Origin of the sequence: Granulicoccus phenolivorans DSM 17626 = NBRC 107789 = JCM 15570 (assembly GCF_000423085.1) — a bacterium.
GTDB classification, from domain to species: Bacteria; Actinomycetota; Actinomycetes; order Propionibacteriales; family Propionibacteriaceae; genus Granulicoccus; species Granulicoccus phenolivorans.
Genome location: NZ_AUHH01000009.1, coordinates 68,610 through 95,578, shown reverse-complemented (window position 1 = coordinate 95,578; position 26,969 = coordinate 68,610). Strand labels below are relative to the sequence as shown.

General features: G+C 68.4%; 27 protein-coding genes, 2 tRNA genes and 1 other RNA gene. 14 read left to right on the top strand and 16 right to left on the bottom strand.

Annotation, left to right across the window (positions count from 1 at the left end):
* The first annotated feature begins 7 nt into the window (after window positions 1-7).
* The 3 genes from G531_RS0104695 to G531_RS20455 are packed head-to-tail and all read left to right on the top strand — an operon-like array spanning window position 8 to window position 3,155.
* Entirely contained in the window at window positions 8-1,540 is a 1,533-nt protein-coding gene (locus tag G531_RS0104695; protein ID WP_026926361.1) for a high affinity choline transporter 1, read from the top strand.
* Window positions 1,540-2,157, top strand: coding sequence for a hypothetical protein (locus tag G531_RS24380; protein WP_026926360.1), 618 nt, complete (start codon window positions 1,540-1,542; stop codon window positions 2,155-2,157). Before G531_RS0104695 ends, G531_RS24380 begins: the two co-directional genes overlap by 1 nt.
* Window positions 2,154-3,155, top strand: coding sequence for an isopenicillin N synthase family dioxygenase (locus G531_RS20455; protein WP_051215045.1), 1,002 nt, complete (start codon window positions 2,154-2,156; stop codon window positions 3,153-3,155). Before G531_RS24380 ends, G531_RS20455 begins: the two co-directional genes overlap by 4 nt.
* 23 nt (window positions 3,156-3,178) lie before the next feature.
* Here the strand turns inward: G531_RS20455 and ffs are convergent.
* Window positions 3,179-3,275, bottom strand: an RNA gene (gene ffs / locus G531_RS25125) — signal recognition particle sRNA small type.
* Window positions 3,276-3,347: 72 nt separating this feature from the next.
* On the opposite strand from ffs, the gene G531_RS0104680 reads away from it, so the two are divergent.
* A tRNA-Ser gene (locus tag G531_RS0104680) sits at window positions 3,348-3,432 on the top strand.
* Between the two features lie 155 nt (window positions 3,433-3,587).
* Here G531_RS0104680 and G531_RS0104675 read toward each other — a convergent pair.
* Entirely contained in the window at window positions 3,588-4,088 is a 501-nt protein-coding gene (locus tag G531_RS0104675; protein ID WP_026926359.1) for a macro domain-containing protein, read from the bottom strand.
* A gap of 238 nt (window positions 4,089-4,326) precedes the next feature.
* On the opposite strand from G531_RS0104675, the gene G531_RS0104670 reads away from it, so the two are divergent.
* Together G531_RS0104670 and G531_RS0104665 are read left to right on the top strand one after the other, a co-directional pair.
* The gene (locus G531_RS0104670; RefSeq protein WP_248648742.1) at window positions 4,327-5,706 is read left to right on the top strand and encodes an FAD-binding oxidoreductase; all 1,380 of its coding nucleotides are present in this window, start codon (window positions 4,327-4,329) and stop codon (window positions 5,704-5,706) included.
* Window positions 5,707-5,762: 56 nt separating this feature from the next.
* The gene (locus tag G531_RS0104665; protein WP_026926357.1) at window positions 5,763-6,266 is read left to right on the top strand and encodes a pyridoxamine 5'-phosphate oxidase family protein; all 504 of its coding nucleotides are present in this window, start codon (window positions 5,763-5,765) and stop codon (window positions 6,264-6,266) included.
* On the opposite strand, the gene G531_RS26085 is transcribed toward G531_RS0104665, so the two are convergent.
* Window positions 6,263-6,595: a VOC family protein gene (locus G531_RS26085; protein WP_026926356.1), complete on the bottom strand. Its 333-nt coding sequence runs from the start codon at window positions 6,593-6,595 to the stop codon at window positions 6,263-6,265. The two genes, G531_RS0104665 and G531_RS26085, sit on opposite strands and share 4 nt — an antisense overlap.
* Window positions 6,596-6,718: 123 nt before the next feature.
* Here G531_RS26085 and G531_RS0104655 point away from each other — a divergent pair, with 123 nt between their 5' ends.
* Together G531_RS0104655 and G531_RS0104650 are read left to right on the top strand one after the other, a co-directional pair.
* Window positions 6,719-7,543 carry a helix-turn-helix domain-containing protein gene (locus G531_RS0104655; protein WP_035757439.1) on the top strand — a complete coding sequence of 275 codons (825 nt, stop codon included), beginning with the start codon at window positions 6,719-6,721 and terminating at the stop codon, window positions 7,541-7,543.
* A 4-nt stretch (window positions 7,544-7,547) separates the two neighbouring features.
* Window positions 7,548-7,946: a VOC family protein gene (locus G531_RS0104650; protein ID WP_026926354.1), complete on the top strand. Its 399-nt coding sequence runs from the start codon at window positions 7,548-7,550 to the stop codon at window positions 7,944-7,946.
* Between the two features lie 15 nt (window positions 7,947-7,961).
* Here G531_RS0104650 and G531_RS0104645 read toward each other — a convergent pair whose 3' ends face one another.
* Complete coding sequence (locus G531_RS0104645; protein ID WP_026926353.1) at window positions 7,962-8,786, bottom strand: hypothetical protein; 825 nt, start codon at window positions 8,784-8,786, stop codon at window positions 7,962-7,964.
* Between the two features lie 45 nt (window positions 8,787-8,831).
* Window positions 8,832-9,971, bottom strand: a complete 1,140-nt coding sequence (locus G531_RS0104640; RefSeq protein ID WP_026926352.1) for an ROK family transcriptional regulator — start codon at window positions 9,969-9,971, stop codon at window positions 8,832-8,834.
* Between the two features lie 199 nt (window positions 9,972-10,170).
* Here G531_RS0104640 and G531_RS0104635 point away from each other — a divergent pair, with 199 nt between their 5' ends.
* Window positions 10,171-11,073, top strand: a complete 903-nt coding sequence (locus G531_RS0104635) for a TauD/TfdA dioxygenase family protein (protein WP_026926351.1) — start codon at window positions 10,171-10,173, stop codon at window positions 11,071-11,073.
* An 84-nt stretch (window positions 11,074-11,157) separates the two neighbouring features.
* Here G531_RS0104635 and G531_RS0104630 read toward each other — a convergent pair whose 3' ends face one another.
* Complete coding sequence (locus G531_RS0104630; protein ID WP_081683820.1) at window positions 11,158-12,801, bottom strand: helicase HerA-like domain-containing protein; 1,644 nt, start codon at window positions 12,799-12,801, stop codon at window positions 11,158-11,160.
* Between the two features lie 81 nt (window positions 12,802-12,882).
* Here G531_RS0104630 and G531_RS0104625 point away from each other — a divergent pair, with 81 nt between their 5' ends.
* Both G531_RS0104625 and G531_RS0104620 read left to right on the top strand, forming a co-directional pair.
* Complete coding sequence (locus G531_RS0104625) at window positions 12,883-13,173, top strand: type II toxin-antitoxin system VapB family antitoxin (protein WP_026926349.1); 291 nt, start codon at window positions 12,883-12,885, stop codon at window positions 13,171-13,173.
* Window positions 13,174-13,181: 8 nt separating this feature from the next.
* On the top strand, window positions 13,182-13,730 hold the full coding sequence (locus tag G531_RS0104620; RefSeq protein ID WP_162143142.1) for a LytR C-terminal domain-containing protein: 549 nt from the start codon (window positions 13,182-13,184) through the stop codon (window positions 13,728-13,730).
* Here the strand turns inward: G531_RS0104620 and G531_RS0104615 are convergent, their stop codons facing one another.
* The 4 genes from G531_RS0104615 to G531_RS0104600 all read right to left on the bottom strand — a co-directional run bounded on the left by G531_RS0104615 (window position 13,731) and on the right by G531_RS0104600 (window position 15,950).
* The gene (locus G531_RS0104615) at window positions 13,731-14,477 is read right to left on the bottom strand and encodes a M50 family metallopeptidase (RefSeq protein WP_245630423.1); all 747 of its coding nucleotides are present in this window, start codon (window positions 14,475-14,477) and stop codon (window positions 13,731-13,733) included.
* A 205-nt stretch (window positions 14,478-14,682) separates the two neighbouring features.
* Window positions 14,683-14,767, bottom strand: a tRNA-Ser gene (locus tag G531_RS0104610).
* Window positions 14,768-14,824: 57 nt separating this feature from the next.
* Window positions 14,825-15,256, bottom strand: coding sequence for a tRNA adenosine(34) deaminase TadA (gene tadA / locus G531_RS0104605; protein WP_026926346.1), 432 nt, complete (start codon window positions 15,254-15,256; stop codon window positions 14,825-14,827).
* A 61-nt stretch (window positions 15,257-15,317) separates the two neighbouring features.
* Complete coding sequence (locus G531_RS0104600) at window positions 15,318-15,950, bottom strand: tRNA adenosine deaminase-associated protein (protein ID WP_035757434.1); 633 nt, start codon at window positions 15,948-15,950, stop codon at window positions 15,318-15,320.
* Between the two features lie 105 nt (window positions 15,951-16,055).
* Between G531_RS0104600 and G531_RS20450 the strand changes: the two genes are divergently transcribed.
* The 3 genes from G531_RS20450 (at window position 16,056) to galE (ending at window position 18,858) form a co-directional block, all read left to right on the top strand.
* Complete coding sequence (locus G531_RS20450) at window positions 16,056-17,165, top strand: glutathione S-transferase family protein (RefSeq protein ID WP_051215043.1); 1,110 nt, start codon at window positions 16,056-16,058, stop codon at window positions 17,163-17,165.
* 9 nt (window positions 17,166-17,174) lie between these two features.
* Window positions 17,175-17,816, top strand: a complete 642-nt coding sequence (upp, locus tag G531_RS0104585; protein ID WP_026926344.1) for a uracil phosphoribosyltransferase — start codon at window positions 17,175-17,177, stop codon at window positions 17,814-17,816.
* Between the two features lie 61 nt (window positions 17,817-17,877).
* A complete protein-coding gene (galE, locus tag G531_RS0104580) occupies window positions 17,878-18,858 on the top strand; it encodes a UDP-glucose 4-epimerase GalE (protein WP_026926343.1) in 981 nt (326 codons plus the stop codon).
* Window positions 18,859-18,941: 83 nt separating this feature from the next.
* On the opposite strand, the gene G531_RS20445 is transcribed toward galE, so the two are convergent.
* From G531_RS20445 to G531_RS0104550, 6 genes are all read right to left on the bottom strand, one after another.
* Window positions 18,942-19,367 carry a DUF2304 domain-containing protein gene (locus G531_RS20445; RefSeq protein WP_051215042.1) on the bottom strand — a complete coding sequence of 142 codons (426 nt, stop codon included), beginning with the start codon at window positions 19,365-19,367 and terminating at the stop codon, window positions 18,942-18,944.
* A 14-nt stretch (window positions 19,368-19,381) separates the two neighbouring features.
* The gene (locus G531_RS0104570; RefSeq protein ID WP_026926342.1) at window positions 19,382-20,050 is read right to left on the bottom strand and encodes a glycosyltransferase family 2 protein; all 669 of its coding nucleotides are present in this window, start codon (window positions 20,048-20,050) and stop codon (window positions 19,382-19,384) included.
* Window positions 20,051-20,147: 97 nt separating this feature from the next.
* Complete coding sequence (locus tag G531_RS20440; RefSeq protein WP_051215063.1) at window positions 20,148-23,678, bottom strand: indolepyruvate ferredoxin oxidoreductase family protein; 3,531 nt, start codon at window positions 23,676-23,678, stop codon at window positions 20,148-20,150.
* A gap of 233 nt (window positions 23,679-23,911) precedes the next feature.
* Window positions 23,912-24,559 (bottom strand): alpha/beta hydrolase, encoded by a 648-nt coding sequence (locus tag G531_RS0104560; protein WP_051215041.1) that lies wholly within the window; start codon window positions 24,557-24,559, stop codon window positions 23,912-23,914.
* 128 nt (window positions 24,560-24,687) lie between these two features.
* On the bottom strand, window positions 24,688-25,065 hold the full coding sequence (locus G531_RS20435) for a nitroreductase family deazaflavin-dependent oxidoreductase (RefSeq protein ID WP_026926340.1): 378 nt from the start codon (window positions 25,063-25,065) through the stop codon (window positions 24,688-24,690).
* A gap of 170 nt (window positions 25,066-25,235) precedes the next feature.
* Window positions 25,236-26,855 (bottom strand): AMP-binding protein, encoded by a 1,620-nt coding sequence (locus G531_RS0104550; protein ID WP_026926339.1) that lies wholly within the window; start codon window positions 26,853-26,855, stop codon window positions 25,236-25,238.
* Between the last annotated feature and the right edge of the window lie 114 nt (window positions 26,856-26,969).

Genomic DNA, 26,969 nt, shown 5'->3' with positions numbered 1-26,969 from the left:
AGCACACATGATCATTCTTGGTGTCGCAATCACTGTGATTGCCGTCATCGTCGTCGGGATTGCGGTCGCCCGCAAGGTCGACGGCGACTCCGACAACTACCTCGTCGCCGGGCGTACGCTCGGCCTGCCCTTGGTCGCGGTGTCCCTCACCGCAGCTGCGGTCGACGCCAACGGAACCGTTGGCAACACCGACCTGACCTCACAGTTCGGCTTCTGGGCCGGCGGTTCCCTGGCGATCGGCCTGGCGTTCTGCCTGCTGTTCGCCGGCCTGTTCATCGCCAAGCCGATGAACCGGATGCGGCTGTACAGCCTGGGCGACTTCTACCGGGTGCGGTACGGCCGCGCCACCGAGCTGACGTCCTCGGCGATCATCACCATCGCCTTCACCGTCCTGCTGGCCGGGAACCTGGTCGCCTGCGGGTACCTGCTGGAGTACTTCGCCCACATTCCCTACGTGATCGGGTTGAGCGTCGCGGCGATCCTGGTCCTGGCCTACACGATCGCCGGTGGGCTGTTCTCCGACGCGTACACCTCGATCATCCAGGTGGCGATCACCCTGGTCGCGACCGTGTCCATGCTGGTCTGGGTCGCGGTCAGCTACGGCATTGTGATCCCCCAGGGGATGGGGCCCTTCGACACCGGGCAGCTCACCGACCCGGCGCAGGGCGCGCCGATCAACTGGGCGACGCTGATCGCGCTGGGTATCGGCGACCTGGTGGCGATCGACTTCATGCAGCGCATCCTGGCAGCAAAAAGCCCAGAGACCGCCCGCAAGGCCTGTTTCGTGGGCGCCGGGATGGTCTTCTTCGTCGGCACCGTGTTCGCGCTGGTTTCGCTGACTGCTGTCGGGGCGCTGGGGCTGAGCAGTGAGAAGGCGCCGATCCTGTATCAACTGTTGGGTGAGTACGCTCCCCCGCTGCTGGCGGTGCTGGTGCTCTCCGGCGTGGTCGCCGCCTCGTTCTCCACGGCATCGGGCGCCATTCTGGCCACCTCCGGAATGATCGTCCGGAACATGTTCCAGGTCCGCCGGCAGGCCGAGAGCCCGAATGATCCGCTGCTGCGGTGGACCCGCCTGGTGATGATCCCACTGACCCTGATCGGCGTACTCCTGGCGGCCCGGGTCAGCGAGACCGGCATCCTGCTCACCCTTGCCTTCGACCTGATGCTCGCCTGCCTGGCTCCGGCCATGCTGATCGGGCTGTACTGGAAGCGCCCCGGAGTGGTCGCCGCGTTGGCCTCGGCCGGCGTGGGCCTGGTCCTGCGGCTCATGTTCCTGGTGCTGATCCCGACCCTGTACGGCGTGGAGAACACCCTGCTCTACATCCCGAACAACATCATGGGCACCGAGATGGACGGCTGGGCCAGCCTGATCTCCGCGGCCGCCAGCATCCTGACCTTCGTGATCATCGCCCTCGTGCGACCGCGTACCGAGGCGGAACTGGCGACCAGCGAGCGGGAGTTGGAGAAGCTCGCCCTTGAGCGCGGCGACAGCGACCGCGACACCGATACCGACACCGACACCGTTCTGGTTCCGGCCTGATGACCGCGCTCACCAACACCCGATCCCCGGGCCTGACCGACCTGGCCGGCCACGTCTTCACCCGGCTGCTGTACCAAGATCCCCAGCAGACCGACTGCAGCACCTGGGTGCGCTGGTTCCAAGGCCGGGAACTGCACGTGGACCTGCGCCTGGGCGACATCGTCGAGGGATTCGCCGGCCGCACCCGGATCGAGGACGGCGTCACCTGCTGGGACCGGCTGATCGATATCGCCCCGACCGGGGCCGACGACCGGGGCCGGCTCCGTACCGAAGCAGACGGCATGATCCTGGAGCTCGGGGTCGAGGCGGATTACCGGGAGCTCTGGCAGCCCGCGCCGCACCCGATCACGCTTGAACTGCTGCTGCGCAGTGGGGACCGAAAGGCCGTGCTGCTGCAACTGGGTCCTCCGGAAAATGGCCGGTTCGCTCTGGGGACATCGCTGTTCGCGCCGGTGATCGCGATGGGTGAGACCGACCCGGACGGCTGGCAGATCCGCCGAGCCAGTGCCCCGGACTGGGTCGGCCACCCGGTGCAGCTGAACCGCACCGCCGACCAGGTGGCCCTGACCACCCCGCAGGGACTGCACCAGTGGACGATCGAACAGGAGTGGACATGACCTTCACCACGATTCCGAGCATCGATCTGACCCCGCTGCGCAGTGGCAGCGATCCGCAGCCGGTGATCGAGGCGCTGACTGCGGCCGGGGCCGAGGTTGGGTTCCTGCAGGTGACCGGGCACGGTATCGACCCGGCCGTGTTCGAGGCCATGCATGCGGCCTCGCAACGGTTCTTCGCTCAGCCGGAGGCGGAGAAGCGTCGGGTCTGGATCGGGAACTCGACCAATCACCGCGGCTGGGTGCCGCCCGGTGAGGAGTTCTTCGCCGGCCAGGCGCCGGATCTGAAGGAGGCCTACGACCTCAGCATCGAGTTGCCGGCCGACCATCCGGCAGTTGGGCCGGCCCGGATGCTCGGACCGAACCAGTGGCCGGACCTGCCCGGGTTCCGGGAGCCGGTCGAGGCCTGGTACGCCGCAACGTTCGCACTGGGGCGAGAGATTCTGGGCGCCTGGTCGCTCGGACTCGGGCTGGCCCCGGATCGATTGACCCGGCACGTGAATCTGCCGCCGGCCCAGTTGCGGCTGCTGCACTATCCCCCGGACCCGTCACGACAGGACCGGCCCGGGATCGGGGCGCACACCGACTACGAGGTCCTGACTCTGCTGCGGCCCACCGCACCGGGCCTGGAGGTCCTCAACGAACAGGGCGAGTGGATCGCGGTGCCGTTCGATCCGGACGCGATGGTGATCAACATCGGCGACCTGATGGAGGTCTGGACCGGGGGCCGGTTCACCGCAACCACACACCGGGTGCGCCGGGTCACCCAGGACCGCTACGCCTACCCACTGTTCTTCACCGTCGATCATCACACGATGGTGTCCCCACTGCCCGAACTGGAGGACTCGGCCGCCACGCGCTACCCGGCGGTACCGAGTGGGGAACATCTGTGGGCGCAAACGGTCCGGACGTTTCGCTACCTGCAGGGGCGGGAGGTACCCGCGACCGCGCCCCGCTTCGGCCGGAGCGAGAGCGCATCCCGAGCCACCGCGCAGCGGTGATGCCGACTCGGGCCGGTGACACAAAAAGGGGTTCCCCGCGCACCCGCCAGAGCTCACTTACCCTTGCTACCTTCCGGTCCTGGGGGAGTTGGGCGAGGTAACGCCACACGGGGAACCGACAAACAGTGTAGTCGAACTTCCGGTAACGCTCCAGTTGGCAAAAGGTGACCAACCTCGGGTACCCTTCTCGGCGGAGGATTCGCCTAGTGGCCTATGGCGCTCGCTTGGAAAGCGGGTTGGGTTAACGCCCTCAGGGGTTCGAATCCCCTATCCTCCGCGGATCGAACGCCGCCCCCGACTTGGGGGCGGCGTTCGTCGTTTCCGGGCGGTCGAGTACCGGAGGTGGTCCGATCCTGACACCAGTGGACCCCTGTGCCCCTGATTCGGCCCGGTGGGGGCAACTGGCGGCAGGATCGGACCACGCTCCGTGGTTCACCCGCCGATCGCGGCACCGATGGCGGTGTAGGTCGAGCGATCGAACCCGACCACGGCGATCCGGTAGACCTGCGTCGGAGTCGCCGACAGAGTTTCCACCGCGGCGGCGATCGCGTCGGCCTTGGGCCAGCCGTAGACCCCGGCACTGATCAAGGGAAAGGCGATGCTGGCGACCCCGAGTTCGTCGGCCACCTGCAGGCAGCGGCGGTAGCAGGAGACCAGCAGCGAGCGGTCCCGCTGGCCGGCATGCACATTCGGCCCCACGGTGTGGATCACCCATCGGGCCGGCAACCGCCCGGCCGTCGTCCAGCCCGCATCCCCCACGGCCAACCCGTCGGGGAAGCGTTTGATGCAGTCGGCCAGGATCTGCGGACCACCCGCGGCGTGGATCGCTCCGTCGACCCCTCCGCCACCCCGCATCCGGGTGTTGGCGGCGTTTACCAGGGCATCGGCGTGGATGGCGGTGATATCGCCGAGCACAGCTTCGAGTGAAGGCATGCTCGATTGTGCACCGGCGACACCGTCCGCGCCTTCAGGGTTGCCGGAAACTAGGTCCTGGGTGACCTTGCCCAGGGCTATCAGGGCACCTGGGACGACCTATTTCGACCGCCTTGTCACCACTTTTTGGGACTGCCTGAATCTGCCGGAACCGTTGCCGATGAACCGCGCAAGGAGAATATTTGTAACAGCATTTCCACGCATTGGAGACATGATGACCCAGCTCGCAGAATCCGAAATGAGCGCTCTGCGCGAGAGAGTTCAGGGATCGGTAATCAGCCCCGAATCCGCCGAGTACGAGGCCGCGCGGGCGGTCTGGAATGCCGCACACGACCGCCGACCGGCACTGATCGTGCAGTGCGAATCGGCCGCCGATGTCGCCGCGGCGATCGGCTCGGCGGTAGCCGGTGGATTGGAGATCGCCGTCCGCGGTGGCGCCCACAGCATGTCGGGAGCCTCCACCGGCGATGACACGCTGGTGATCGATCTGCGGAAGATGAACAGCGTCCACGTCGACCCCGAGAACCGCCGCGCCCGGGTGGGCGGCGGAGCCCTGCTGGGTGACGTGGACCGGGCGGCTCAGGAACACGGCCTGGCGACGCCGTTCGGCTTGGTGAGCCACACCGGCGTCGGTGGACTGACCCTGGGCGGTGGGATGGGCTGGCTCACCCGCCTGCACGGATTGAGCATCGACAACCTCCTCTCGGCCGAAGTGGTCCTCGCAAACGGGCAGATCGTCCGGGCCTCCGCCGAGGAGAACCCGGAGTTGTTCTGGGGGCTGCGCGGGGGCGGCGGAAACTTCGGCGTGGTGACCGAGTTCGAGTTCCGGCTGCATCCGGTCGGCCCCATGGTTCACTTCGCCCTGCTGTTCTGGTCACTGGACCAGGGCGTCGCGGCGATGCGGGCGATCCGCGAGGTCATGGTCGACCTGCCGCACTCGGTCAACGCCGTCCCCGCGCTGGGGATCACCATGCCGCCGGCGCCGTTCGTGCCGCCGGAGCATCAGGGGAAGCAGGGCTACGCCCTGCTGGTGGCCGGCTTCGGCGACGCGGCCGAACATGAGGGCGTGCTCGAGCGAATGCGCGCGGCCCTGCCTCCCACGTTCGAGTTCGTCACGCCGATGCCCTACACCGGGCTCCAGTCGCTGGTCGACGCCGGGAACGCCGCGGGCTTCTGGGACTACGAGAAGGGCGCCAGCTTCGCCGAACTCAGCGATGAGGCCATCGCCGTGCTGGCCGAGCACCTGCCGCGGCGGACCTCACCGCTGTCGGTCATGCTGCTCTACCGGCTGGATCAGGCGTACTCGGAGGTGCCCGAGGATGCGACCGCCTTCGGCGGCGGCCGCTCGCCGCGGTTCGGTGCCTTTATGCTCGGGATCTGCCCCGATCCGGCCCTATTGTCCGGCGAACGCGATTGGCTTCGCGCGATGTACCAGGCCCTCACTCCGTTCATGATCGATGAGGGCGCCTATGTGAATTCGTTGGCCCAGACCGGTGAGGAAAGTCGGGTCCGGGCGGCGTACGGCGACAAATATGATCGACTGGTGGAGATCAAGAACACCTATGATCCGCAAAACATTTTTCACCGAAATGCAAACATTCCCGCCCGGAATCAGTAGAAAGGCGAGGCGGTACGCCGGTGGCATCGGGGAAGCCACCGGCGTACGGTGGGGCCATGGAGCCCTTGGTTGATCGGCCCACCTTCCCGCAGGGCTACGGCCTGCCCGACACCATCGACGGCGTGCTCGCCTGGTCCGATGTGGAACCCAAGCTGATCGCCGCCCACCATTACTGGATCGCCAGTGTCCGCCCGGACGGCCGCCCCCACTCGGTGCCCCGGTGGGGCGTGTGGCTGGCGGGTCGCTTCTTCTACGACGGCGCCCCCACCACCCGGCACACCCGCAACGTCGAAGCGAACCCGGCGGTCACCCTCACCCTGGAGAGCGGGACCGATGTGGTGATCGTCGAGGGCGAATCGCATGCCACCCGCGCCGACCCGGACGGCCTTGGCGCGCAACTGGCCGCAGCCTTCACCAAGTACGCCGACGCCGGCTATCAGCCCGGGCCCGACTCCTGGGCAGGCACCGACGGCGGCGGTCTGCGGGTGATCACCCCCACCCTGGTGCTGGCCTGGGCCCACTTCCCCACCGACTGCACCCGATTCCGGTTCGCCGGCTAGGTGACCTTCATCGAATAGACCGTCAGCTGATTCTGGTCCGGATCCAGCAGCGCGAACTCCCAGGTCCCCCAGCGCTGCCGCTTCAGCTTCGTGAACGGCGCCAGAGCATGCAACTCCACGTGCGCGTGCAGGGACTGGGCATCATCGATCAGCAGGCGGGCCATCCCCGGTGCGGCCCCGTGCTGTTCCCGCAACTCGAGCACCTGCTCGTGCGGAAGGCGCAGCACCGCGATCTCGTCGTGCCGCTCGACCTCGAATCCCAGCAGGCTGAGGTAGAACGTCAACGACTTCTCCAGGTTGCTCACCAGCAGCTTCTGGGTCGGGCTCATGGCCACCTCCACGATCGGGTGTCCCCATCTTGCCAACAGACCTCGCTCGCCGACAGACCCCGCCCGCCGACAGACCTCAGCGGTGCGGAAGCCGCGCCGGTGGCCGGACGTAGGCTGGAAGCCATGCAGATCCCGCACCGGGTGCACCCCGCGCTGCGCGGCCTGGTCGCGCGGATGGAGGGGTACGCGTACTGTCCCCCACCGGGCTCGGTCCATCACGGGGTGCCGGGGCCGACCGCGACGGTGATCATCGCCTTCGACGACCCCCTCGATGTCGGGTGGCCGGATGGCTCCCGCCCCCGCGACCGACACTGGCTGAGCGCGGCCGGACTGCACCTGGCGCCCGCGCTGATCTTCACCCACGGCCTCCAAGTGGGCATCGAGATCGACCTGACCCCGGCCGGCTGTCGCGCGCTGCTCGGCCTGCCGATCGGCGCGCTGGCCCACGAGGTGGTCGACCAGGCCGATGTGCCGTTCGGCATTCCCGCCCCATTGCATGCCCGGATGGCCGCGGCGGGCTGGTCCACCCGGCTGCGGCTGCTGGAACAGCATCTGCTGGCCCGGTCCGCCGACCCGGCCGAACCCGGCCGCGACCTGCCGGCCGACCTGGCGCACGCCTGGCAGGTGCTGGGGCGGTACGCCGGGCGGGTCCGGGTCGCCGATCTCGCCGCGGAGGTCGGCTGGTCCCGGCGGCACCTGGTGACCCGGTTCCGGGCGGAGTTCGGGCTGGCCCCCAGTGAGCTTGCCCGGCTGCATCGCTTCGGCGCCGCCCAGGCGTACGCGCGGGCCGGGACCGGGTGGAGCGAGGTGGCTGCCCGCGCCGGGTACGCCGACCAGGCCCACCTGGCACGGGAATTCCGCACCCTGTCCGGGCAGACCCCGCAACGGTGGCTGACGCAGATGTTCCCATCGGTACAAGACCCGGCGTTCTCCCGACGGGCAGGCTGAAGTCATGACGAAACCCACCATTTTCCCAGCCCTTCACTTCACCGACGCCGAGGCCGGCATGGCCTTCCTGACCGCGCTCGGCTTCACCCGGACGGCGCTGTACCGCAACGAGTCCGACCCGACCCAGATCGATCACGCCGAGTTCGGCTGGGGCGCGGCCGGCGGGGTGATGTGCGGTTCGGCGAGTCGATCCGACGGTCCGTTCGCCCGGCCGGTCGGCACCGGCGACATGTACCTGGTCGTCCCCACCGATGCGGAGGTCGACGCGGTTCACGCCCGCGCGATCGCGGCCGGGGGCACCTCGCTCCAGGAGCCCGCCGGTGTCGAGTACGGCGGGCGTACCGCCGGCTTCCGCGACCCCGAGGGGAACCAGTTCTCGGTCGGCTCCTACCCGGGCGAGTGAGTTCCGCCCGGGATCCTAGGTGTCGTACCGGTGGGCCTGCCAGGTGGCGATGATCATGTCGAAGGCCAACGGCAGATTCGGCACATCGGCACACGGCATGAACTTCTCCGCCATCCCGCCCCACGGCTTGGTGAAAATGGCCGAGGTGCCGGTATCCGGATCGGTGCGGATCTCGATCACCTCGGTGCCCCGCCACGGCACCGCCTGCCGGTCCGGGAAGTCGGTGTGCATCCCCTCGCTGGTCAGCCGCAACGGCCCGAACACGGCCTCGCCGCCCCGGGCAACCGTGGTGGCGACATCGTCGCGCTGGCGGTCCATCGAGCGTTGGGCGGCCACCCGCAGCACCGGCTGCAGGTCGGCGTCGATGTCACCGGACAGGTTCCACCGCTTGTCGCCGCGATAGACCTTGGTCACCACCGGGTCGTCGATCCGGCCATCGACCGAGACCCGGCCGTCCATGGTGAAACCGGCCTCGTCGTAGGGCGCCACGAAGTAGCCGATCCGCTCGGGCAGAATCAGCCCATTGGTGTACTCATACATCAGCAGGCCCTGCAGGTCCTTGCCGCGCAGCCGCAGGTAGTTCCCGAACCACAGCGTGGCCAGGGCCAACAGCAGGGTGACCGCGAATCCGATCCAGCCGGAGACCCCCTCCGGGCGCAGCAGCCCCCAGAACAGGCCGATCACCAGCAGGACCACACCGACCGCGAGACAGCCGATCGAGGCCCGCTTGTTGGACTTGATGGCGACCGGCGCCGAGGAGATCCATTCACCCAGCTCCTCCCGGGACGCGAGGTGGATCACCTCGTTGTCCCGGGGCGGGCCGTACTGCGAGACCGACATGGTCTCAGCCTAGTCGCGGCGCGGGCCCGGAACTGCCGAGTCGAGCTAGGCGCTGGCTACCGCGGGCCTTTTGGGGACCAACTCGAGCGGGCTGCGATACACCGGCCCGAGCGCGACCGTGCAGGAGGCGATGGCCTGGATCGCCGAGCCGAACCGGGTCACCGAGATATCGATGTCGCCCAGCAGGGTACGCGACCGCAACTCGGCCACCGTGTCGGACAGCGCGGTCGGGTAGCCGGTGAACGCCTGACCGACCAGGACGAGCCGATCCGGGTCCACCATGTCCCGGACATCGGCGGCGATCCGGCCCAGGATCCGCGCCCGCTCGCCGAGCAGCCGGCGGGCTGCCGGATCACCCGCCTCCGCGGCCGACAGCACCTGCTCGATCCGCGGCTCGGGCACGATCCCGTCGGCCACGGCCCGAGCGGCGACCGCATGGTCGCCGACGGTGGCGATCAGGCAGCCGGTCCGCCCGCAGGCGCAGGGGGCGCTCTCCCCGGTGGGATAGTGCACCAGGCTGGTCAGCCGGGACAGTTCCACCCGGTCGTCGGTTTCCTCGACCAGGACGACCCCGGCGGTGTCCCGGGCGTACAGGTAGGCCGTCACCCCCGGCGTACTCCCCTGCCGGTGGTCCAGGAACTCGGCGGCGGCCATCGCGGCGACGTGATCGGCACTGGCCAGGTCGAGGCCGAGCAGCTCGCGCAGGGCATCGCTGACCGCGGTCTCGGTCCAGGGCGCGTCCCGCCACGGGGCGACCACACCGACCGCCAGCGGCTGCCGGCCCGGCTGGGTGGACAGCAGTTCCACCACCCACTCGCCCACCCGGGCGAGATCGAGATCGGCCGCCGGCACCTCATGCACCCAGCTCGCGATCACCTTGCCGGTCAGATCGGCGAAGGAAACCGTGGTCGCGCGCCAGCCCAGGTGCAGGCCGATCACCCCGAATCGCCGGTCGTCGATCTCCACCGGGGTGCTCGGGCGGCCCGGCGTACGCACCCCGGAGTGGTCGGGGCGATACCGCAGCATGCCTGCCGCGACCAGCGTCGACACCGCCCGGGCCACGGTCGCCGCGCTCAGGCCGGTCCGTCGCACGATCTCCTCCCGGGCGACGGTCCCACCGGAGCGAACGCACTCGAGGACGCGACTGGCCGGGGTGGCGGATCGGCCGGGTGCGAGCAGGCCCATGGGTCCTCCTGAAGTACGGATCGAGTGGTCGCAAAACGCGTGGTCGAACCAGCTAAGCACCATAACGATATCCGATGCATCTATTTGACTGCGTTATGTTCATGCTGATCGGATCGATTGCCGCAGCGCCCGGCGGGAGCCCAACCTGTGAGCACTTCCCGGCCGCGACCGTGGCCCCTCACTCCGGATTGGACCCGACATGACTCTCACCACCGAACCCACCCAGCTGACGATCCGCCGAACCGGCTCCCGCATCGGCGCGATCATCGACGGCATACAGCTGTCCGGCGACCTGCCCGCCGAGGTCGTGGCCCGGATCCGCGCTGCCGTCGTCGAGCACAAGGTGGTCTTCTTTCGGGGACAGCACCTCGATGACGCCACCCACCAGGCCTTCGCCGCCCGGTTGGGCTCGGTGACCCCGGGCCACCCGACCATCCAGTCCTCGACCGAGGGCGCCTTCCTCACCCTCGCCTCCGCCGGCGGTCGCGCCGCGAGCTCCTGGCACACCGATGTGACCTTCCTGCAGAATCCCCCGGCCTTCTCCGTGCTGCGCGGCCTGACGATCCCCGAGTACGGCGGCAACACCCTGTGGGCCAACACCGAGGCGGCGTACGCCGACCTGCCCGAGCCGCTGCGGGTGCTGGCGGACAACCTGTGGGCGATCCACAGCAACGATTACGACTACGCCGATGCCTTCGACGGTGCCGAGCGTCGCTTCGAGGAGTTCACCCGGCTGTCCTTCGAGACCCGGCATCCGGTGGTACGGGTACATCCGGAGTCCGGCAAGCGTTCCCTGCTGCTGGGGCATTTCGTCAAGCAGTTCGTCGGCCTCAGGCCGTCGGAGAGCCAGCAGCTCTTCGGGTTGCTGCAGGCGCGGGTGACCAAGCCGGAGAACACCGCGCGCTGGGTCTGGTCCACCGGTGACGTGGTGATCTGGGACAACCGGGCCACCCAGCACTACGCCATCGCCGATTTCGACCAGCCCCGGACCGTACGCCGGGTCACCGTCGCCGGCGACATCCCGGTGGCCGTTGACGGGCGCACCTCCGAGGTCGTCACCGGCGATGCGTCCGGGTTCGTCCTCGACGACCTGATCTCCTGACCCGGACACCTCCCGACCAGCGCCGGCCCGGACCCCGTGGGGGCCGGGCCGGTGCGGTGTCCGGGTGCTGCGGTGCGGGGCGGGTCAGCGCCGGCGCGCGGTGCCGAAGATGCTGCGGACGATCTCGCGCCCGGCGGTCCGGGCGATGTCCTTGAACACCGAGGACCCGACGACCTCCTCGATCATCGACTTCTCCTGCTTGCGCGAGGCCCGCGGCTTCGGCTCGGCCTTCGCCTCGGACTGGGCGGCCTCCGCCTCGGCCTGGGCCTGCTGTTCAGCCTCGTGGGCCTTGGCGCCCTCCTCCAGCTTGCGCGCCAGCATCTCCCGGGCCGAGTCCCGGTCGATCGGCTCGGCGTACTTGCTGTACAGCGGCGAGGCGGACACGATCTGCTGCATCTCGGCATCCGGGGTGGGGGCCATCAGCGTCTGCGGGGCGTACATCCGGGTCCACGCGACCGGCGTCGGGGCACCGTCGGGGTCCATCACCGTCACGATCGCCTCACCGATCCCGAGGGTCTGCAGCACCTCCTGCAGGTCGTAGGCGGACTTGGGGAAGGTCGCCACGGTCTGCTTGAGCGCCTTGGCGTCGTTCGGGGTGTGGGCCCGCAACTGATGCTGGACCCGGGAGCCGAGCTGGGCCAGGACCTCATCGGGGACGTCCTTGGGCGTCTGGGTGACGAAGAAGATGCCGACCCCCTTGGACCGGATCAGCCGGACGGTCTGCGCGATCGACTGCAGGAAGGCCTTGGAGGCGCCATTGAACAGCAGGTGCGCCTCGTCGAAGAAGAAGACCAGCTTCGGCTTGTCGACGTCGCCCACCTCGGGCAGGTCGGTGAACAGGTCCGCCAGCAGCCACATCAGGAAGGTGGAGAAGACCGCCGGCTGGGACTGCAGGTTCGGCAGTTCGAGCAGGGAGATGATGCCGCGGCCGTCGGTTGCGGTGCGCATCAGGTCGGCGGAGTCGAACTCCGGTTCGCCGAAGAAGGCCTCGGCGCCCTGGTCGGAGAAGGTGATCAGGCTGCGCAGGATGACGCCGACGGTGGCGCTGGACAGGCCGCCGACCGCCTTCAGTTCTTCCTTCCCGTCGTCGCTGGTCAGGTGGGTGAGGACCGCACGCAAATCCGACAGGTCCAGCAGCGGCAGCCCCTGCTGGTCGGCGTAGTGGAAGACCAGGCCCAGCGAGGACTCCTGGACGTCGTTGAGCCCGAGCACCTTCGACAGCAGCACCGGCCCGAACGCCGACACCGTCGCCCGGACCGGGATCCCGGTGCCGTTACCGCCCAGGGCGTAGAACTCCACCGGGGAGGCCAGCGCCGTCCATTCCTGGCCGAGCTTCTGGGTGCGGGCGGTCAGCTTGTCGCTGCTCTGGCCCGGGCTGGCCAGTCCGGACAGGTCGCCCTTCACGTCGGCGGCGAAGACCGGCACTCCGGCGGCGGAGATGGCCTCCGCCAGGACCTGGAGGGTTTTGGTCTTACCGGTACCGGTCGCGCCGGCGATCAGGCCGTGCCGGTTCAGCATCCCGAGCGGGATGCGTACGCCTGCTGCCGGGACCGGCGCGTCGTCCTCGACCAGGACGCCGAGCTGGATGGCCGGCTCCTCGAAGGTGTAACCGGCGGCAATGGTCTGAGCATTCTTCGAGAGCGCGCCGCCGGTGGGTGCTGACTCTTTCGGGGCCTCGGCAGGGGTCGGCGAGGCAGGCTTTTCTTCGGGTGCGTTCTCCGCAGTCATAGGGAAAGATTGGCACACGGGTGTCCAAATCGTAATCGCCCCTGTGCGTGGTTCGCCAGTGTTCTTGCGTACAGTGGCGTGGTGATCTTCAAGCGCGTGGGCGATACCAGGCCGTACCCGGACCACGGTTACGTGCAGAAACAGTGGGCCGCAATTGCGCCGCACCAGGTTCGGCTCGATCAGCTGGTCACCACCAAGCGGACCCTCGATCTGGAGGCCCTGCTGGAGGAGGACTCCACGTTCTACGGTGACCTCTTTGCGCATGTCGTGGCGTGGCGGGGCGAGCTGTACCTTGAAGATGGACTGCATCGCGCGCTGCGAGCTGCCCTGCAGCAGCGGCAGACGATGCATGCCCGTGTCCTGGAACTGTGAGGTTGAGTGTGACGCAGCAACAGACCCCCGAGGAGACCACCGGAGAACGCCTGCTGCGGGTCTGGCGGGTGATCCAGACCCCCGTCGTTCTGTTGGCGCTGCTGGGCCTGCTGCTGCTGGGTGGCAAGTGGGGGTGGGACCGCGTCACCGAGCCGGTGCCGAAGTACTACGACCCGTGTGTGGAAACCCCGGTCCAGGGTGGGCAGTTGCAGTCCAGCCAGATCATCGTGCAGGTGCTCAACGGGTCTGATCAGCGCGGCAAGGCCGGTGATGTCTCGCAGCAGTTGAAGTCGATGGGCTTCAAGTCCGGCGTCGGCGGCAACACCGATCAGAAGTACGCCGAGACCACCATCACCGGATACTCCCCGGATTCGCCGGAGGTGCAGCTGGTGGCCAAGCACTTCAAGAACGCCAAGGTGGTCGGTAACGGGCGGCAGGATCACGGCGTCGAGGTCGTGATCGGGGCCGACTACGACTCGATGGTCTCCAATGCGCCGAGCTCGCTGGAGTACTCCGCGCCCACCATCTGCCTGCCGAAGCCGCCGGCGACCCAGTAGTCAGCCCCGGCGCGGGAACGCGTCGACCAGGGTCGGCGCCAGCACGAGGACCCCCAGGACCAGGCAGACCACATTCACCGCGGCGAACAGGAACACCCAGAACCCGGTCGGAATGCGGGTCAGCTTGGCCAACTGCGCGGCATCGCTGCCCGCCGCCGGACGCCGGGCGAGCTCCAGCACCGGGCGCGGCGCGGCCAGCAGCAGGATCCACGTCAGCAGGTACGCCGCCGCGGACTGCCACTGCGGCGCAGCGAACCAGGACAGCAGGGCCACTGCGACCAGGGCGAACAGGGTAACCAGCAGGCCGTACCAGTTGCGGATGTAGATCAGCATCAGCAACAACAGGATCGTGAAGCACCACAGCAACAGCACCGCCCGACCGTGGCTGAGCAACGCCGCGGCGCCGAGGCCGACCAGGCCGGGAAACAGGTAGCCGGCCAGCATCGTCGCGACCATCCCGGGCCCGCGCGGGTTGCCCCGGGAGACGGTGAGCCCGGAGGTGTCGGAGTGCAGCTTGATGCCCGACAGGGTGCGCCCGCACAGCGTCGCGACGATGGCGTGCCCGGCCTCGTGGATGATCGTGATCAGCATCCGGGTGATCGGCCACAAGAAGATGACCGCGGCCAGCGCCACGAGGGCCAGGATGCCGACGACGGTCACGTCGGGGACCTGCTGGGTGCTCGACATCCGCCGGCCCAGCTCCTTCATGAAGTCGCTGAACCCGTTGAACGCCTGGGACACTGCCATCGGATGCACCCGGCCAGTGTGCCAGCGGGGTACAACGCGCCGACCGTCGTTTTCGGTGCAGCAGAAATTTCCAACTGCCCGCTGACTGGAGCCGAATCGCGATTTTGGAAATCTGCTGCACCGAAAACGACGATCCGGCCAGGGGACCGGGTGGCTGCCGCAGCACGCAAAAAGTCCGCCCCGGGAGACCCGGGGCGGACATCGGCGGTGACGGCGGGATTTGAACCCGCGGTGGGTTGCCCCACACTCGCTTTCGAGGCGAGCTCTTTCGGCCGCTCAGACACGTCACCGTCGACAAAAATAGCGCACGTCACCGGTTGGGCGCCAATCGTTCACCTTCCGGGACCTCAGCGACGGTCGGCGAAGAAGTCCGCCAGGACGGCCGCGCACTCCGCCTCCCGGATTCCGCCGGTGACCCGCGGCCGGTGGTTCAGCCGGGGGTCACGAACGACATCGAACAGGGACGCGACCGCGCCGGCCTTGGGGTCGTACGCCCCGAACACCAGGTGCTCGATCCGGGCCGCGACGATGGCGCCGGCGCACATGGTGCACGGCTCGAGGGTGACCACCAGGGTGCACCCGGCCAGGCGCCACTCCCCCAGTGCTCGGGCGGCCCGGCGTACCGCCACGATCTCGGCATGCGCGGTCGGGTCGGCGGTCAGCTCCCGCTCGTTGTGCCCGACGCCGAGGACCTGCCCGGTCGGGCCCAGCACGACCGCACCGATCGGCACATCCGCATGCGACAACGCCGCGTGGGCCTCACTCAGGGCGAGGTCCATCGCGGCGTCGAAACGGCCCACCGCTGCGCTCAGGCCGACAGCCGAAGCACCGGGGCCGGCATCATTCGAAGGACTCCAGGGCGCGGTTGAATGCCGCTCCCATCCCGATCCGGTCCGCGATCCGCATCAGCAGCTCGGTGCTGGAGGAGTCGAAGTCTTCACAGATCAACTCCATCTCCTCCTCCCGGACCCCCAGGTCGGCCAGGATGCCGATGTCACCCATCGGTGCGGAATCGTCATCCTCGTCGTCCTCCGGCGGATCCTCGCCGAGGAAATCGGCGACGTCGCGGGCGATCGGCCAATCATTGGCGGCCCCGGCATCCGACAGCAGCGCCTGCACGTTGCGGCCGCGGACCCGGACGATCACGAACACGTCCTCCACCAGCGAGACGAACCCGATCACACCCGCGTCGGCGGGCTGGCGGCGCAACTGGTTGATCAGTTCGTCGAGGTCGTTGGCCAGGTCCAGGTTCATCGCGACCGCGACCGGCTGGCCGTCCTCGCGATACGCCCCGATGACCAGGTCGATGTCGTCGGCCAGGGCGTCATCGATGAAGTCGTCGTCGTAGTCGTCATCGAGGTCGTCGTCGGCATCGTCCTGATCGCCGGCCGCTGCGTCGTCGGTGTCGGCACGGTCGTCATCGCGCGACAGGTCGAAGGAGTCATACTCCTCGTCATCATCGAAATCAGCCATGCTGCACCCTTCCCAGAAGCCCGGCACTATCGTCGCAGACCCTACCGGGGTGGCAAACTCAGGCCCGCCCTTAAATCCCCGTCCGCAACGGCATACGGTATCGCCATGGGCAATGAGAGCGACCAGTACTCCACCGCCGGCAGCTATGTCACCGGTGGCGAGTTCAACCGCGACACCAACTACATCGAGGACCGCATCGTCGCCGACGCCTCCCCCGGCACCGATGCGCAGGGCCGCCAGCTGTGGCCGGTGCAGGCCGGCAAGTACCACTTGGTCGCCGCGCGGGCCTGCCCCTGGGCCAACCGGACCCTGATCCACCGCCGGCTGCTGGGCCTGGAGGATGCCCTGTCGCTGGGGATGCCCGGCCCCACCCACGACGCCCGGTCCTGGACCTTCGACCTGTATCCCGACGGGGTCGATCCGGTGCTGGGGCTGCACCGGCTGCAGGAGGCGTACTTCAACCGCTTCAACGACTACCCCCGGGGCATCACGGTGCCGGCGATCGTGGATATCGGGACCAAGGCCGTGGTCACCAACGACTACGCCCAGATCACCCTGGACTTCGACACCGAATGGACCGCGCTGCACCGCGACGGTGCCCCCGAGCTCTATCCGGACAAGCATCGCGAGGAGATCGACGAGGTCAACAAGCGGGTCTTCACCGAGGTCAACAACGGGGTCTATCGGTGTGGCTTCGCCGGGTCGCAGGAGGCGTACGAGTCGGCGTACGAGCGGCTGTTCACCGCGCTGGACTGGCTCGAGGAGCGGCTGAGCGACCAGCGCTACCTGGTCGGGGACACGATCACCGAGGCCGACATCCGGCTGTTCACCACGCTGGCCCGGTTCGATCCGGTCTACCACGGCCACTTCAAGTGCAACCGGCAGAAGCTGTCGGAGTTCGATGCCCTGTGGGCGTACGCCCGGGACCTGTTCCAGACCCCCGGCTTCGGCGACACGATCGATTTCGTGCAGATCAAGCAGCACTACTACATGGTCCACGAGGATGTGAACCCGACCCGGATCGTGCCGATGGGCCCCTCGCTGGAGAACTGGCTGACCCCGCACGGCCGGGAGGATCTCGGCGGACGCCCGTTCGGGGACGGCACCCCGCCGCCTCCGCCCCGGCCGGCCGATGAGGTGCCCTATGAGCACTCCGCCGAGGGGGCCGGGTACGCCACGCCGGAAGAAAATGCCCACGCGCTGGCGAACAAGTAAGTTGAACGCGTGCAGGTAATCGCCGTCGACCACCCCCTGGTGGCACACAAGCTGACCATGCTGCGCCGGACGAACACCGATTCGGCGACGTTCCGTCGGCTCACCGAGCAGTTGGTCACCCTGCTCGGCTATGAGGCCACCCGCGATGTCCGGGTCCACGGGGTCGAGGTGCAGACCCCGGTGGCGCAGGCGTCCGGGGTGCATCTGGACGATCCGCCGCCCCTGGTGGTGCCGATTCTGCGCGCCGGGCTGGGGATGCTGGAAGGCATGTTGCGGCTGATGCCGACCGCCGAGGTCGGGTTCGTCGGGATGATCCGCAACGAGGCGACCCTGGAGCCCTACACGTACGCCGAGCGGCTGCCGAAGGACCTGTCGGGTCGGCAGTGCTACGTGCTGGATCCGATGCTGGCCACCGGCGGCTCACTGGGCGGCACCATCAACTTCCTGGTGAATCGCGGCGCCGACCACATCACCTGCATCTGCCTGATCGCCGCCCCGGAGGGCATCGAGCGGGTCCAGGAATTGACCGAGGATCTGCAGGTGCCGTGCACTCTGGTGGTGGCCGGGATCGACGATCATCTCGACGACCACGGCTACATCGTGCCCGGCCTCGGCGATGCCGGGGACCGGCTGTACGGGCTGGCCGAGTAGCCGCACCCCGGGGCGTGCCCCACAGCTCAGCACAGAAACACCAACCGAAGGAGCATTCTCGATGGCGACACTCGTAGTCGGCGGAGCCGGATACATCGGCGCACACGTGGTCCGCCTGTTGGCCGACGACGGCCAGGACATCGTGGTGATCGACGACCTGTCGACCTCCACCGCCGACCGGATCGGTTCGGTCCCTCTGGTCCGGTTCGATGTGGCGGCCGAGGGCGCGACCGCGCGGATCGTCGAGGTGATCCGCGACCACGACGTGGACGCGGTGATCCATTTCGCCGCCCGCAAGCAGGTCGGCGAATCGGTCGCGAAGCCGCTGTACTACTACCAGCAGAACATCGGCGGAATGGTGAACCTGCTGGCCGCGATGGAGGAGACCGGGGTCAAGAAGATGATCTTCTCCTCCTCCGCCGCGGTCTACGGCGAGCCCGAGGAGGCCGTCGTGGTCGAGGACTCCCGGACCGAGCCGATCAATCCGTACGGCCGGACCAAGCTGATCGGCGAGTGGATCCTGGCCGACTGCGAACGCGCCTGGGGGCTGAAGTGGGTCGGGCTGCGCTACTTCAATGTGGCCGGCGCCGGCTGGCCCGAACTGGGCGACTCGGCGGTGATGAATCTGATCCCGATGGTGCTCGACCGGCTCGCCAAGGGCGAGCAGCCGCGGGTCTTCGGCGATGACTACCCCACCCCCGACGGCACCTGCATCCGCGACTACGTGCACGTACGCGACCTGGCCCAGGCCCACATTGCCGCCATGCACGCGCTGGACGGCGACCTGCCGAACCGGGTCTACAACGTCGGTACCGGGACCGGCGCGTCGGTCAAGGAGGTCGTCGAGACGATCGGGTCGGTCTCCGGGCTGGACGCCACCCCGGTGATCGAGGAGCGGCGCGCCGGCGATCCGCCGAAGCTGATCGCCTCGGCCGATCGGATCAAAGCCGACATGGACTTCACCGCGACCGCGCAGTTGCCGGAGATCATCTCCAGTGCCTGGGAGGCCTGGCAGGCCGGGCCGCGGCGGATCGAGAAGTAGTCCGCATCCCGGCTCCTGCTGCCGGGCCGGGAAACGGCTGAGGGCCGGTCACCATCGGTGACCGGCCCTCGGTGCGTCGGGGTTCAGCGTTCGGTGTCGGGCGCCGGGTTCGGCGCGGGGGCCGGCCCCAGCTGCTTCACCTCGGCCACCAGCCGGCTACCGGCTTCCCCGGCGGGGGTGGCCTCGCTGATCGCGATCTCGCGGGCGAGTTCGGTGAACTTGCGATTGCGCTCCACCTGGTTCTGCTTGGAGGCGATCAGGTGTCCGACGAACACCACGGCCAGGGCGTACAGCAGCAGGTCGGTGCCGCGGCCGATGCCGAGCAGGTTGGCGATCGCGGTCAGCCAGTCCGGGAAAACCACCAGGACGATGCCGGCGAGCAGCAGCAGCACCGAAACCAGCCGACGGATCGCGGTGCCCCGGGTTCCGCTGCGCGGGAAGATCACCACGAACGCCAGCATGGCGAACACGATGATCAGGATGATCTGAAAAACGTTCTGTGCGGTCATGTGCGGTTACCTCCTCAGCCGAACAGCAGGTCGGCCAGGATGTTGACCGAGTTCCAGACCGACTGTCCCTTGGCCCGGGAGTAGTCGGTGTAGATGATGTGCACGGGTTCCTCGACGTAGCGCAGCTTGTTCTTGGAGATCTCGCGAAGGAACTCCGAGCCGTGTGCCATCCGGTCCTGCCGGATCCGGATCTTGCCGACCGCCTCCCGGTTCAGCGCCCGCAGCCCGTTGTGGGTGTCGGTCACCTTCATCCCCGTGGTCATCCGCTCGAACCCGACCGCGGCCTTGAGCACCGCGCGCTTGAGCGCCCCGGCCTCGACCTTGGTGCCCAGGAAGCGCGATCCGAGAACCACGTCGTAGGGCTCGGTCCGCAGCCGCTGCACCATCCGGGACGCGTCCTCGACCCCGTGCTGGCCGTCGGAGTCGAAGGTCACGAAGTACTGGGCCGCGGGGTCGTTCATCGCGTACTTCAGGCCGGTCTGCAGGGCGGCTCCCTGCCCGAGGTTGATCGGGTGGTTCACCACCATCGCCCCGGCGTTGGTCGCGACTTCCGCGGAGTTGTCCTTGGATCCGTCATTGACGCAGACGATCTTGGGGAAGGTACGCCTGGCATCGGAAATGACGTCCCCCACAACGGTTCCCTCGTTGTAGAGCGGCACTACCAGCCAAGTGTCTTCGTTCATTGGGCAGCTTCCATAGACAGTCGGGTCGCCTCATCATAGCCATCACCCTCCCGTCCCCCCGATTTCACGGACCGGGGGGCGGGAAGTGGGCGGCGGATCAGTGCTCGCTGCGACCGGCCAGTTCGGCGACCTCGGCGGAGACCGGATGCCCCAGCTCGGCCCGGCGGGCGATGTAGGCGGCGACGTTGCGCAACTTGACGTCCTCGTAGCCCCGGATGATCTCCGGCAGCTCGGCCAGCTCGGTGGCCACGGCGAGGTTGTCGGCGGTCAGGGTCCGATCCAGCTCGGCGATCAGGTCGAGGTAGTCCACGATGAGCGCCCGCTCCAGGCGCCGGATCCGGGTGGCGCCGAAAGGATCGGCCTTGGTGCCACGGACCCGCTTCATCTTGGCCAGGGCGACCAGGGCCGGGCGGCCGACCTTGCCGAAGCGGATCTTGGAGTTCATCCCGAGCGCCTTCAGCATCGGCGGATGCAGGTTATATTCGACCTTGCTCGCGCCGGGCACCTGGGCGAGCACGGCGGCTTCCTGATCCGGGTCGATCAGCAGTCGCGCCACCTCGTACTCGTCCTTGTAGGCGATCAGGTGATGCGCGCCACGGGCGACCGCGGTCGCGTACGCCGAACTGCCGGTGATCGCCTGCTCGGCGGCCCAGGCCTGATCGACGATCCCGACGTAGCGGCGGGCGGCCTTCGCGTCGGTGTGGGCGGCGACCCCGGCGGCCCGGATCGAGGTGGCCCGCCGGGTCTCCCCCTGGAGCGGCGAGTCGGTCAGGTACGCCGAGCCGTCCGGGACGCGGGCGCCGGGCTTGGCGCTGGCCTGGGCGAAGGTCGCCGGGTCGGCGATCGCGACGCGGCCCCATTCCAGGGCGGCCAGGTTCGCCTTGACGGCCACCTTGTTCATTTCGATCGCGCGGCGTACCGACTCGATGCTGATCGGCAGCACCCCGGCCTGGATCGCGGCGCCGACCAGCATCAGGTTGGCCGATTCGGCGGAGCCGAGGAGCTGTTCGGCGCAGCTGATCATGTCGAAGGCCTCGAACCGGTGCGACACCTCCTGCAGCCGTCCGGCGAGGTCGTCCTCGGCGGGGTAGGCGACGCTCGGGTCGTAGACCATCTCACCGGTCGGGGTCTCCGAGGTGGAGGCGATCACGGTGGTGCGGGCGGGCGCGGCCAGGGCCAGGTTCTGGCTGTTCGCGGCGACCATCAGATCGAAGGCCAGGATCAGGTCGGCGTCGGTGGCCCCGATCCGGTTCGCGGTCTCGGTGGCCGTGGTGGTCAGCCGCAGGTGCGAGGTGACCGCACCGGCCTTCTGGGACAGGCCGGTCTGATCCAGCCCGGACGCGGAGATCCCGTCGAGCAGGGCCGCGTGCGCCAGGATCGAGTTGACCGTGACGATCCCGGTGCCGCCGATCCCGGCGAGGAAGATGTTGTACTCACCGTGGATCTTGGCCGGGGCAACGTCGGCAAGCTTCGGCGGGGTCTGGAAGGCGGCCTTCCCGGTGGCCGCGGCCGCCGACTTGGCGTCCTTGGGATCGGGCGCCTGCACGGTGATGAAGGACGGGCAGTCCCCCTGCAGGCAGGTGTAGTCGGTGTTGCAGGTGGTCTGGTCGATCCGGGTCTTGCGGCCGAACTCGGTGTGGATCGGCTGGACCGACAGGCAGTTCGACTTCACCCCGCAGTCGCCACAGCCCTCACAGACGGCCTCGTTGATGATGACCTTGGTCTGCTTGGTCGGCAGTTCCCCACGCTTGCGCAGCCGGCGGGCATCGGCGGCACAGTGCTGGTCGTAGATCAGGACGGTGACACCCTTGGTGTCGCGCAGCACCTTCTGCGCCTCGTCGAGCCGGTCCCGGTGCCACACCTTGACCCCGGGGGCCAGGTTGGCGCCGCGGGCGTACTTGGCGGGGTCCTCGGCCAGCACGATCATCGTGTGGATGCCCTCGGCGGCCAGCTTGCGGGTGAGCGCGGGCACCCCGATCTGGCCCTGCGGCTGCTGGGCGCCGGTCATCGCGATGACGTCGTTGTAGAGGATCTTGTAGGTGATGTTGACCCCGGCGGCGATCGCCTGCTGCAGCGCGAGCTGGCCGGAGTGGAAGTAGGTGCCGTCGCCGAGGTTCTGGAACATGTGGTCGACATCGGTGACGAACGGGGACTGGCCGACCCACAGGCCGCCCTCGCCGCCCATCTGGGTCAGCCCGACCACCTGGGAGGTGGCGCGCGGGGCGATGGTGACCATGGTGTGGCAGCCGATGCCGCCGGCGGCCAGGGACCCCTCCGGCACCACGGTGGAGCGGTTGTGCGGGCAGCCGGAGCAGTAGTACGGGATCCGGTTGGTGGCCAGCGGCAGCCGCTGTCCGATCAGGGACGCAGTGGCCGGTGCCAGCGGTGCGGGAACGAACTCGGCGAAGACCCGGCGCAGGGCGGGCTTGAGCAGGTCTGCCGTGAGCTGACCGCCGGCCGGGACCAGGGCCCGCCGCTCGCGGTCGTGCTTGCCGAGGACCACGGGAGCGTCGGCCCGGCCGTACAGGATCTCCTTGATCTGGGCCTCGATGAAGGAGGTCTTCTCCTCCACCACCAGAATCTCCTCGAGCCCCTCGGCGAAGCGACGGATCGGTTCGGCGGCCAACGGCCATGGCATTGCCACGCGCAGCATCCGGACCCCGGCGCGGCGCAGCGCGGCGTCGTCGAGCCCCAGATCGGCCAGCGCCTCGTGCACGGCGTCGAACTGGATGCCGGAGGCCACGATCCCGATCCGGGCGTTGGGGCTGTCGAAGTCGACGGTGTCGAGGTGGTTGGCCTCCTGGTACGCCTCGATCATCGCGTGCCGCGGCCCGAACAGGTCGGCTTCCGGGATGACCGACTCGACCGGGTTGGCCAGGACGTGCTGCTGGTAGGCCCAGGGCTTGCCGTCCCACTCGATCTCGGGGATGATCGGCGGGGTGCCGAAGTCCTCGTCGACGGTGAACAGGCCGTCGGCGACGTCGGAGGTGATCTTGACCGCGATCCAGCAGCCGGACGCCCGGGACAGCGCGATGGCGTGCAGCCCGTAGCGGACCACCTCGGCGGCGTTGCGCGGGTAGAACGTCGGGATGTGCAGGCTGGCCAGCGTACGCTCGCTCACGCAGGGCACGCTGGAGGACTTCGAGGCGGGGTCGTCGCCGGCGAACAGCACCGCGCCACCGCGGGGGTCCACGCCGTACAGGTTGGCGTGGCGCAGCGCGTCGGCGGACCGATCGACGCCGGGTCCCTTGCCGAACCAGACGCCGACCACGCCGTCGACGGTCCGGGTGCTGCCGGGCAGCTGCTGCTGGGAACCCCAGACAGCGGTGGCAGCGAGTTCCTCGTTCACTCCGTGCTGGAAGTGGATGCCGTGCTCGGACTGGTACGAGGGGATCGACTTGATCACCTTCTCGATGCCGGCGAGCGGGCTGCCGGGGTATCCCGACACGAAGGAGGCGGTACGCAGGCCCGCGTCGAGGTCGCGTACGTGCTGCTCGGTAAGTAGGCGACCGATCGCCTGGGCGCCGGTGAGCACCACGGGGCGAGCACCCGGTCGGAAACGGTCTGCTGGTTGGTAACTGCTGAGCCGTTCCGAGGGCGGCTGATTATTGCGATCCTGCCGGGGCACCTTGTGGGTAGTGGCAGGACGTGCATCGAGCTCGGTCATGGGGACCACTATGTCCAATCCGGTTGGGGTTAACCAACACCTACGTAACCGTAACTTAGGAGTTTGTGCATTCCCTTACAAAGGCTTGTGACCTGATTGGGGGAACCTGACAACCGATCGCCCCGGAAGGTCCGCATCGAGGAACGCCCGACAGGTCGTGTCGGCGGTCCGGGATGCGAATCCGGTCATGGCGATCAGCTCACGCGATCCAGGAACGCGATCACATCGCCGAGCTCCTCGGCGCTGATCGTGTGCTCGATCGGGTAGTGGTGCACTTCGGCGTCGAAGTGCTCGGGCAGCCACCGCACGGTCGCGGCGGCCTTGTCGGGGGCAATCACCCGATCCCGGTCGCCGATGGCCTGGAAGGCCGGGATCCGTGGTTGCCGGGCGGCCAGGGCCGCGTCGTTGTCGGTGCCGCCGTTGAACACGAACCCGGACAGGGCCACGACGAAACCGAAGCGGTCGGGGTCGGTGCGGACCAACTGCAGCGAGGTGGCCGCGCCCTGGGAGAAGCCGAGCAGGCCGACGGAGGAGAACTCCTCGCCCAGGCCGTCCAGCCAGGCCAGGATTCCGGCGACCGTCGCGGCGATCTTGGTCGTGTCGGTGTCATAGAAGGGGGTCAGATCGAACCAGGCCGCTCCCCCGCCGGGCCACGGCAACGGGCCGCGCAGCGAGGCGACGGTGAACCGTTCCGGGAGCAGGTGCGCGAAGGAGAACAGGTCGTGCTCGTTGGATCCGACCCCGTGCAGGAGCAGCAGCAGGGGCGAGCCGGCACGGCCGCCGACGGCTTCCCGCCACTGCACCGCGGCGGTATCGATCGGGTTGATCGTGGGCTGGGACAATGGATTCCTTCCGGTGGTGGCCGAACCTCGATCGTACGGAACAGTCCATCCAGCCTAGCCCGGGGGAATCCGGCAGACCATGGGCCCGGGCGCCGGCGGTGTGGGCCGGGTTGACGGCAGGCGCTGGCTCAGGCCGTCCGCAGCAGCCGGTACTCGGTTCGGCGGGTCAGGCGCAACACCCAGGCGGCCGGGAAGCCGAAGGCCCGCGGCCCCGCCTCGGCGGGGTAGGGCTCCACGGCGACGATCCGGTGCCACCCGCCCTTGACCAGCAGGTCGCAGCCTCCGGCGGCAACGATGTTGCGATACCAGTCGACCCGCTCGCCGTAGGTGAGTTCGACGATGAAGCCGCCGGGTGCCGGGGCGACCCTGAGTGGGGTCTCGTATTCCTTCCCGGACCTGCGTCCGACATGCCGGACCAGGGAGAACGGCCCGCGGCCGGATCGGGCCAGCCGCGTCGTGGCGCGGTTGAGGCTGTGTTTGAGCAGTTGGAGGAATCTGCGTCGCATCGGTTCACGCTATCGGCCGTCGGCGCCCCGGCATAGTGTCCCGATCCTGCCACCAGACGGCGAAATCGAGCCATTTTTGGGGCTTTCGGGCCGACTGGCGTCACTATCGGGACACGGATTCCCGGTGCGAACGCCGGCTCAGCCCGGCGTCCACGGGCCGGGCAGGGTCGTCACAGCCCGAGCAGGGCGACGCTGCGTTCCCGCATTTCGGCCTTGCGGATCTTGCCGGTGACCGTCATCGGGAATTCCTCGACCAGCACGACGTAGCGCGGGATCTTGTAGTGGGCGAGCTTGCCGGTGGCGAAGGCCTTGACGCCCTCGGCATCCAGCGGTGCGGCGCCGGGGCGCAGCTTGATCCAGGCGCACAGTTCCTCGCCGTACCGCTCGTTCGGCACCCCGACGACCTGCACGTCCTCCACGTCGGGATGGGTGTAGAGGAACTCCTCGATCTCGCGCGGGTAGATGTTCTCCCCGCCCCGGATCACCATGTCCTTGATCCGGCCGACGATGTTGCAGTAGCCGTCCTCGCGCATCGTGGCCAGGTCGCCGGTGTGCATCCAGCCGTCGGCGTCGATGGCCTCGGCGGTCTTCTCCGGGTCCTCCCAGTAGCCCAGCATGACCGAGTAGCCCCGCGTACACAGCTCACCGGGTTCGCCCCGCGGCACCGTCTCCCCGGCCGGGTCGACCATCTTGATCTCCAGGTGCGGGTGGACCGAGCCGATCGTGGCCGTCCGCCGATCCAGGTCGTCGTCGGCATGCGTCTGGCACGACACCGGGCTGGTCTCGGTCATCCCGTACGCGATCGACACCTCGGTCATCCCCATCTCGGTGATGCAGCGCTTCATCACCTCCACCGGGCAGGGCGACCCGGCCATGATTCCGGTACGCAGGCTCGACAGGTCGAAGGTGGCGAAATCGGGGTGGCTCTGCATCGCGATGAACATCGTCGGTACGCCGTACACCGCCGTGGCCCGCTCGTCCTGGATCGCCTTCAGGGTGGCCTTCGGGTCGAAGCCCGGGGACGGGATGATCATCGTCACCCCGTGCGAGGTGCAGCCGAGGTTCGCCATCACCATGCCGAAGCAGTGGTAGAACGGCACCGGAATGACCAGCCGGTCCTGCTCGGTGAAGTTGATCGTCTCGGTGACGAAGTAGCCGTTGTTGAGGATGTTGCGATGGCTCAGCGTGGCGCCCTTGGGGAAGCCGGTGGTGCCCGAGGTGTACTGGATGTTGATCGGGTCGCTCGGCCGCAGCCCGGCCGAGCGCTCGCGCAGCACCTCGACCGGCACGTTCTCCCCCTCGGCGATCAGCGCGGCCCAGTCATCGGTGTCGACGTAGACCGCCCGCTCCAGCCTCGGCGTCTCAGCAGCGGTCTGCTCGACCATGGCGCGATAGTCGGACAGCTTGAACGAGCTCGCCGACAGCAGCAGCTTCAGCCCCGACTGGTTCACCGCGTAGCTGTACTCGTGGGTGCGATAGGCCGGGTTGACGTTGACCAGGATCGCGCCGATCTTGGCCGTGGCGTACTGGGTGATCACCCATTCGGCGCAGTTCGGCGCCCAGATCCCGACCCGGTCCCCCTGCTCGATCCCGGCCGCAATCAGGCCGCGGGCGAGCCGGTCGACGTCCCGGTTGAGTTCGGCGTAGGTCCAGCGGCGGCCACTGGCGACCTCGACCAGAGCTTCCCGGCTGCCGTGCGCGGCGACGGTTCGCTCGAAGTTGGCCCCGATCGTCTCGTCGAGCAACGGAACGTCGGTGGGTCCCTTGGCGTAGGAAGCTGTGCTGGTCATCGGACTCCTTTGTCGAGAGCGGCTCTCCCCCAATGAGGCACCAATAACTGTAGCCCTGCGGGCCGAACGGCTCCCCCGGTTTGCCGTAAACACGCGTAGGTGTCCCGATCCTGC

Excerpts from the sequence above, each read along its gene's own strand:
- G531_RS0104640 (WP_026926352.1), bottom strand. The coding sequence starts at position 9,971 with ATGGGCCTGCTCGCACCCGGCCGATCCGCCACCCCGGCCAGTCGCGTC.
- galE (WP_026926343.1), top strand. The coding sequence starts at position 17,878 with ATGGCGACACTCGTAGTCGGCGGAGCCGGATACATCGGCGCACACGTG.
- G531_RS0104600 (WP_035757434.1), bottom strand. The coding sequence starts at position 15,950 with ATGGCTGATTTCGATGATGACGAGGAGTATGACTCCTTCGACCTGTCG.
- G531_RS0104670 (WP_248648742.1), top strand. The coding sequence starts at position 4,327 with ATGAGCGCTCTGCGCGAGAGAGTTCAGGGATCGGTAATCAGCCCCGAA.
- tadA (WP_026926346.1), bottom strand. The coding sequence starts at position 15,256 with ATGGACCTCGCCCTGAGTGAGGCCCACGCGGCGTTGTCGCATGCGGAT.
- G531_RS20435 (WP_026926340.1), bottom strand. The coding sequence starts at position 25,065 with ATGCGACGCAGATTCCTCCAACTGCTCAAACACAGCCTCAACCGCGCC.
- G531_RS20445 (WP_051215042.1), bottom strand. The coding sequence starts at position 19,367 with ATGACCGCACAGAACGTTTTTCAGATCATCCTGATCATCGTGTTCGCC.
- G531_RS0104635 (WP_026926351.1), top strand. The coding sequence starts at position 10,171 with ATGACTCTCACCACCGAACCCACCCAGCTGACGATCCGCCGAACCGGC.
- G531_RS24380 (WP_026926360.1), top strand. The coding sequence starts at position 1,540 with ATGACCGCGCTCACCAACACCCGATCCCCGGGCCTGACCGACCTGGCC.
- G531_RS0104665 (WP_026926357.1), top strand. The coding sequence starts at position 5,763 with ATGGAGCCCTTGGTTGATCGGCCCACCTTCCCGCAGGGCTACGGCCTG.
- G531_RS0104650 (WP_026926354.1), top strand. The coding sequence starts at position 7,548 with ATGACGAAACCCACCATTTTCCCAGCCCTTCACTTCACCGACGCCGAG.
- G531_RS0104615 (WP_245630423.1), bottom strand. The coding sequence starts at position 14,477 with ATGGCAGTGTCCCAGGCGTTCAACGGGTTCAGCGACTTCATGAAGGAG.
- G531_RS0104695 (WP_026926361.1), top strand. The coding sequence starts at position 8 with ATGATCATTCTTGGTGTCGCAATCACTGTGATTGCCGTCATCGTCGTC.
- G531_RS0104630 (WP_081683820.1), bottom strand. The coding sequence starts at position 12,801 with ATGACTGCGGAGAACGCACCCGAAGAAAAGCCTGCCTCGCCGACCCCT.
- G531_RS0104645 (WP_026926353.1), bottom strand. The coding sequence starts at position 8,786 with ATGTCGGTCTCGCAGTACGGCCCGCCCCGGGACAACGAGGTGATCCAC.
- G531_RS0104550 (WP_026926339.1), bottom strand. The coding sequence starts at position 26,855 with ATGACCAGCACAGCTTCCTACGCCAAGGGACCCACCGACGTTCCGTTG.
- G531_RS0104655 (WP_035757439.1), top strand. The coding sequence starts at position 6,719 with ATGCAGATCCCGCACCGGGTGCACCCCGCGCTGCGCGGCCTGGTCGCG.
- G531_RS20450 (WP_051215043.1), top strand. The coding sequence starts at position 16,056 with ATGGGCAATGAGAGCGACCAGTACTCCACCGCCGGCAGCTATGTCACC.
- G531_RS20455 (WP_051215045.1), top strand. The coding sequence starts at position 2,154 with ATGACCTTCACCACGATTCCGAGCATCGATCTGACCCCGCTGCGCAGT.
- G531_RS0104570 (WP_026926342.1), bottom strand. The coding sequence starts at position 20,050 with ATGAACGAAGACACTTGGCTGGTAGTGCCGCTCTACAACGAGGGAACC.
- G531_RS26085 (WP_026926356.1), bottom strand. The coding sequence starts at position 6,595 with ATGAGCCCGACCCAGAAGCTGCTGGTGAGCAACCTGGAGAAGTCGTTG.
- G531_RS0104675 (WP_026926359.1), bottom strand. The coding sequence starts at position 4,088 with ATGCCTTCACTCGAAGCTGTGCTCGGCGATATCACCGCCATCCACGCC.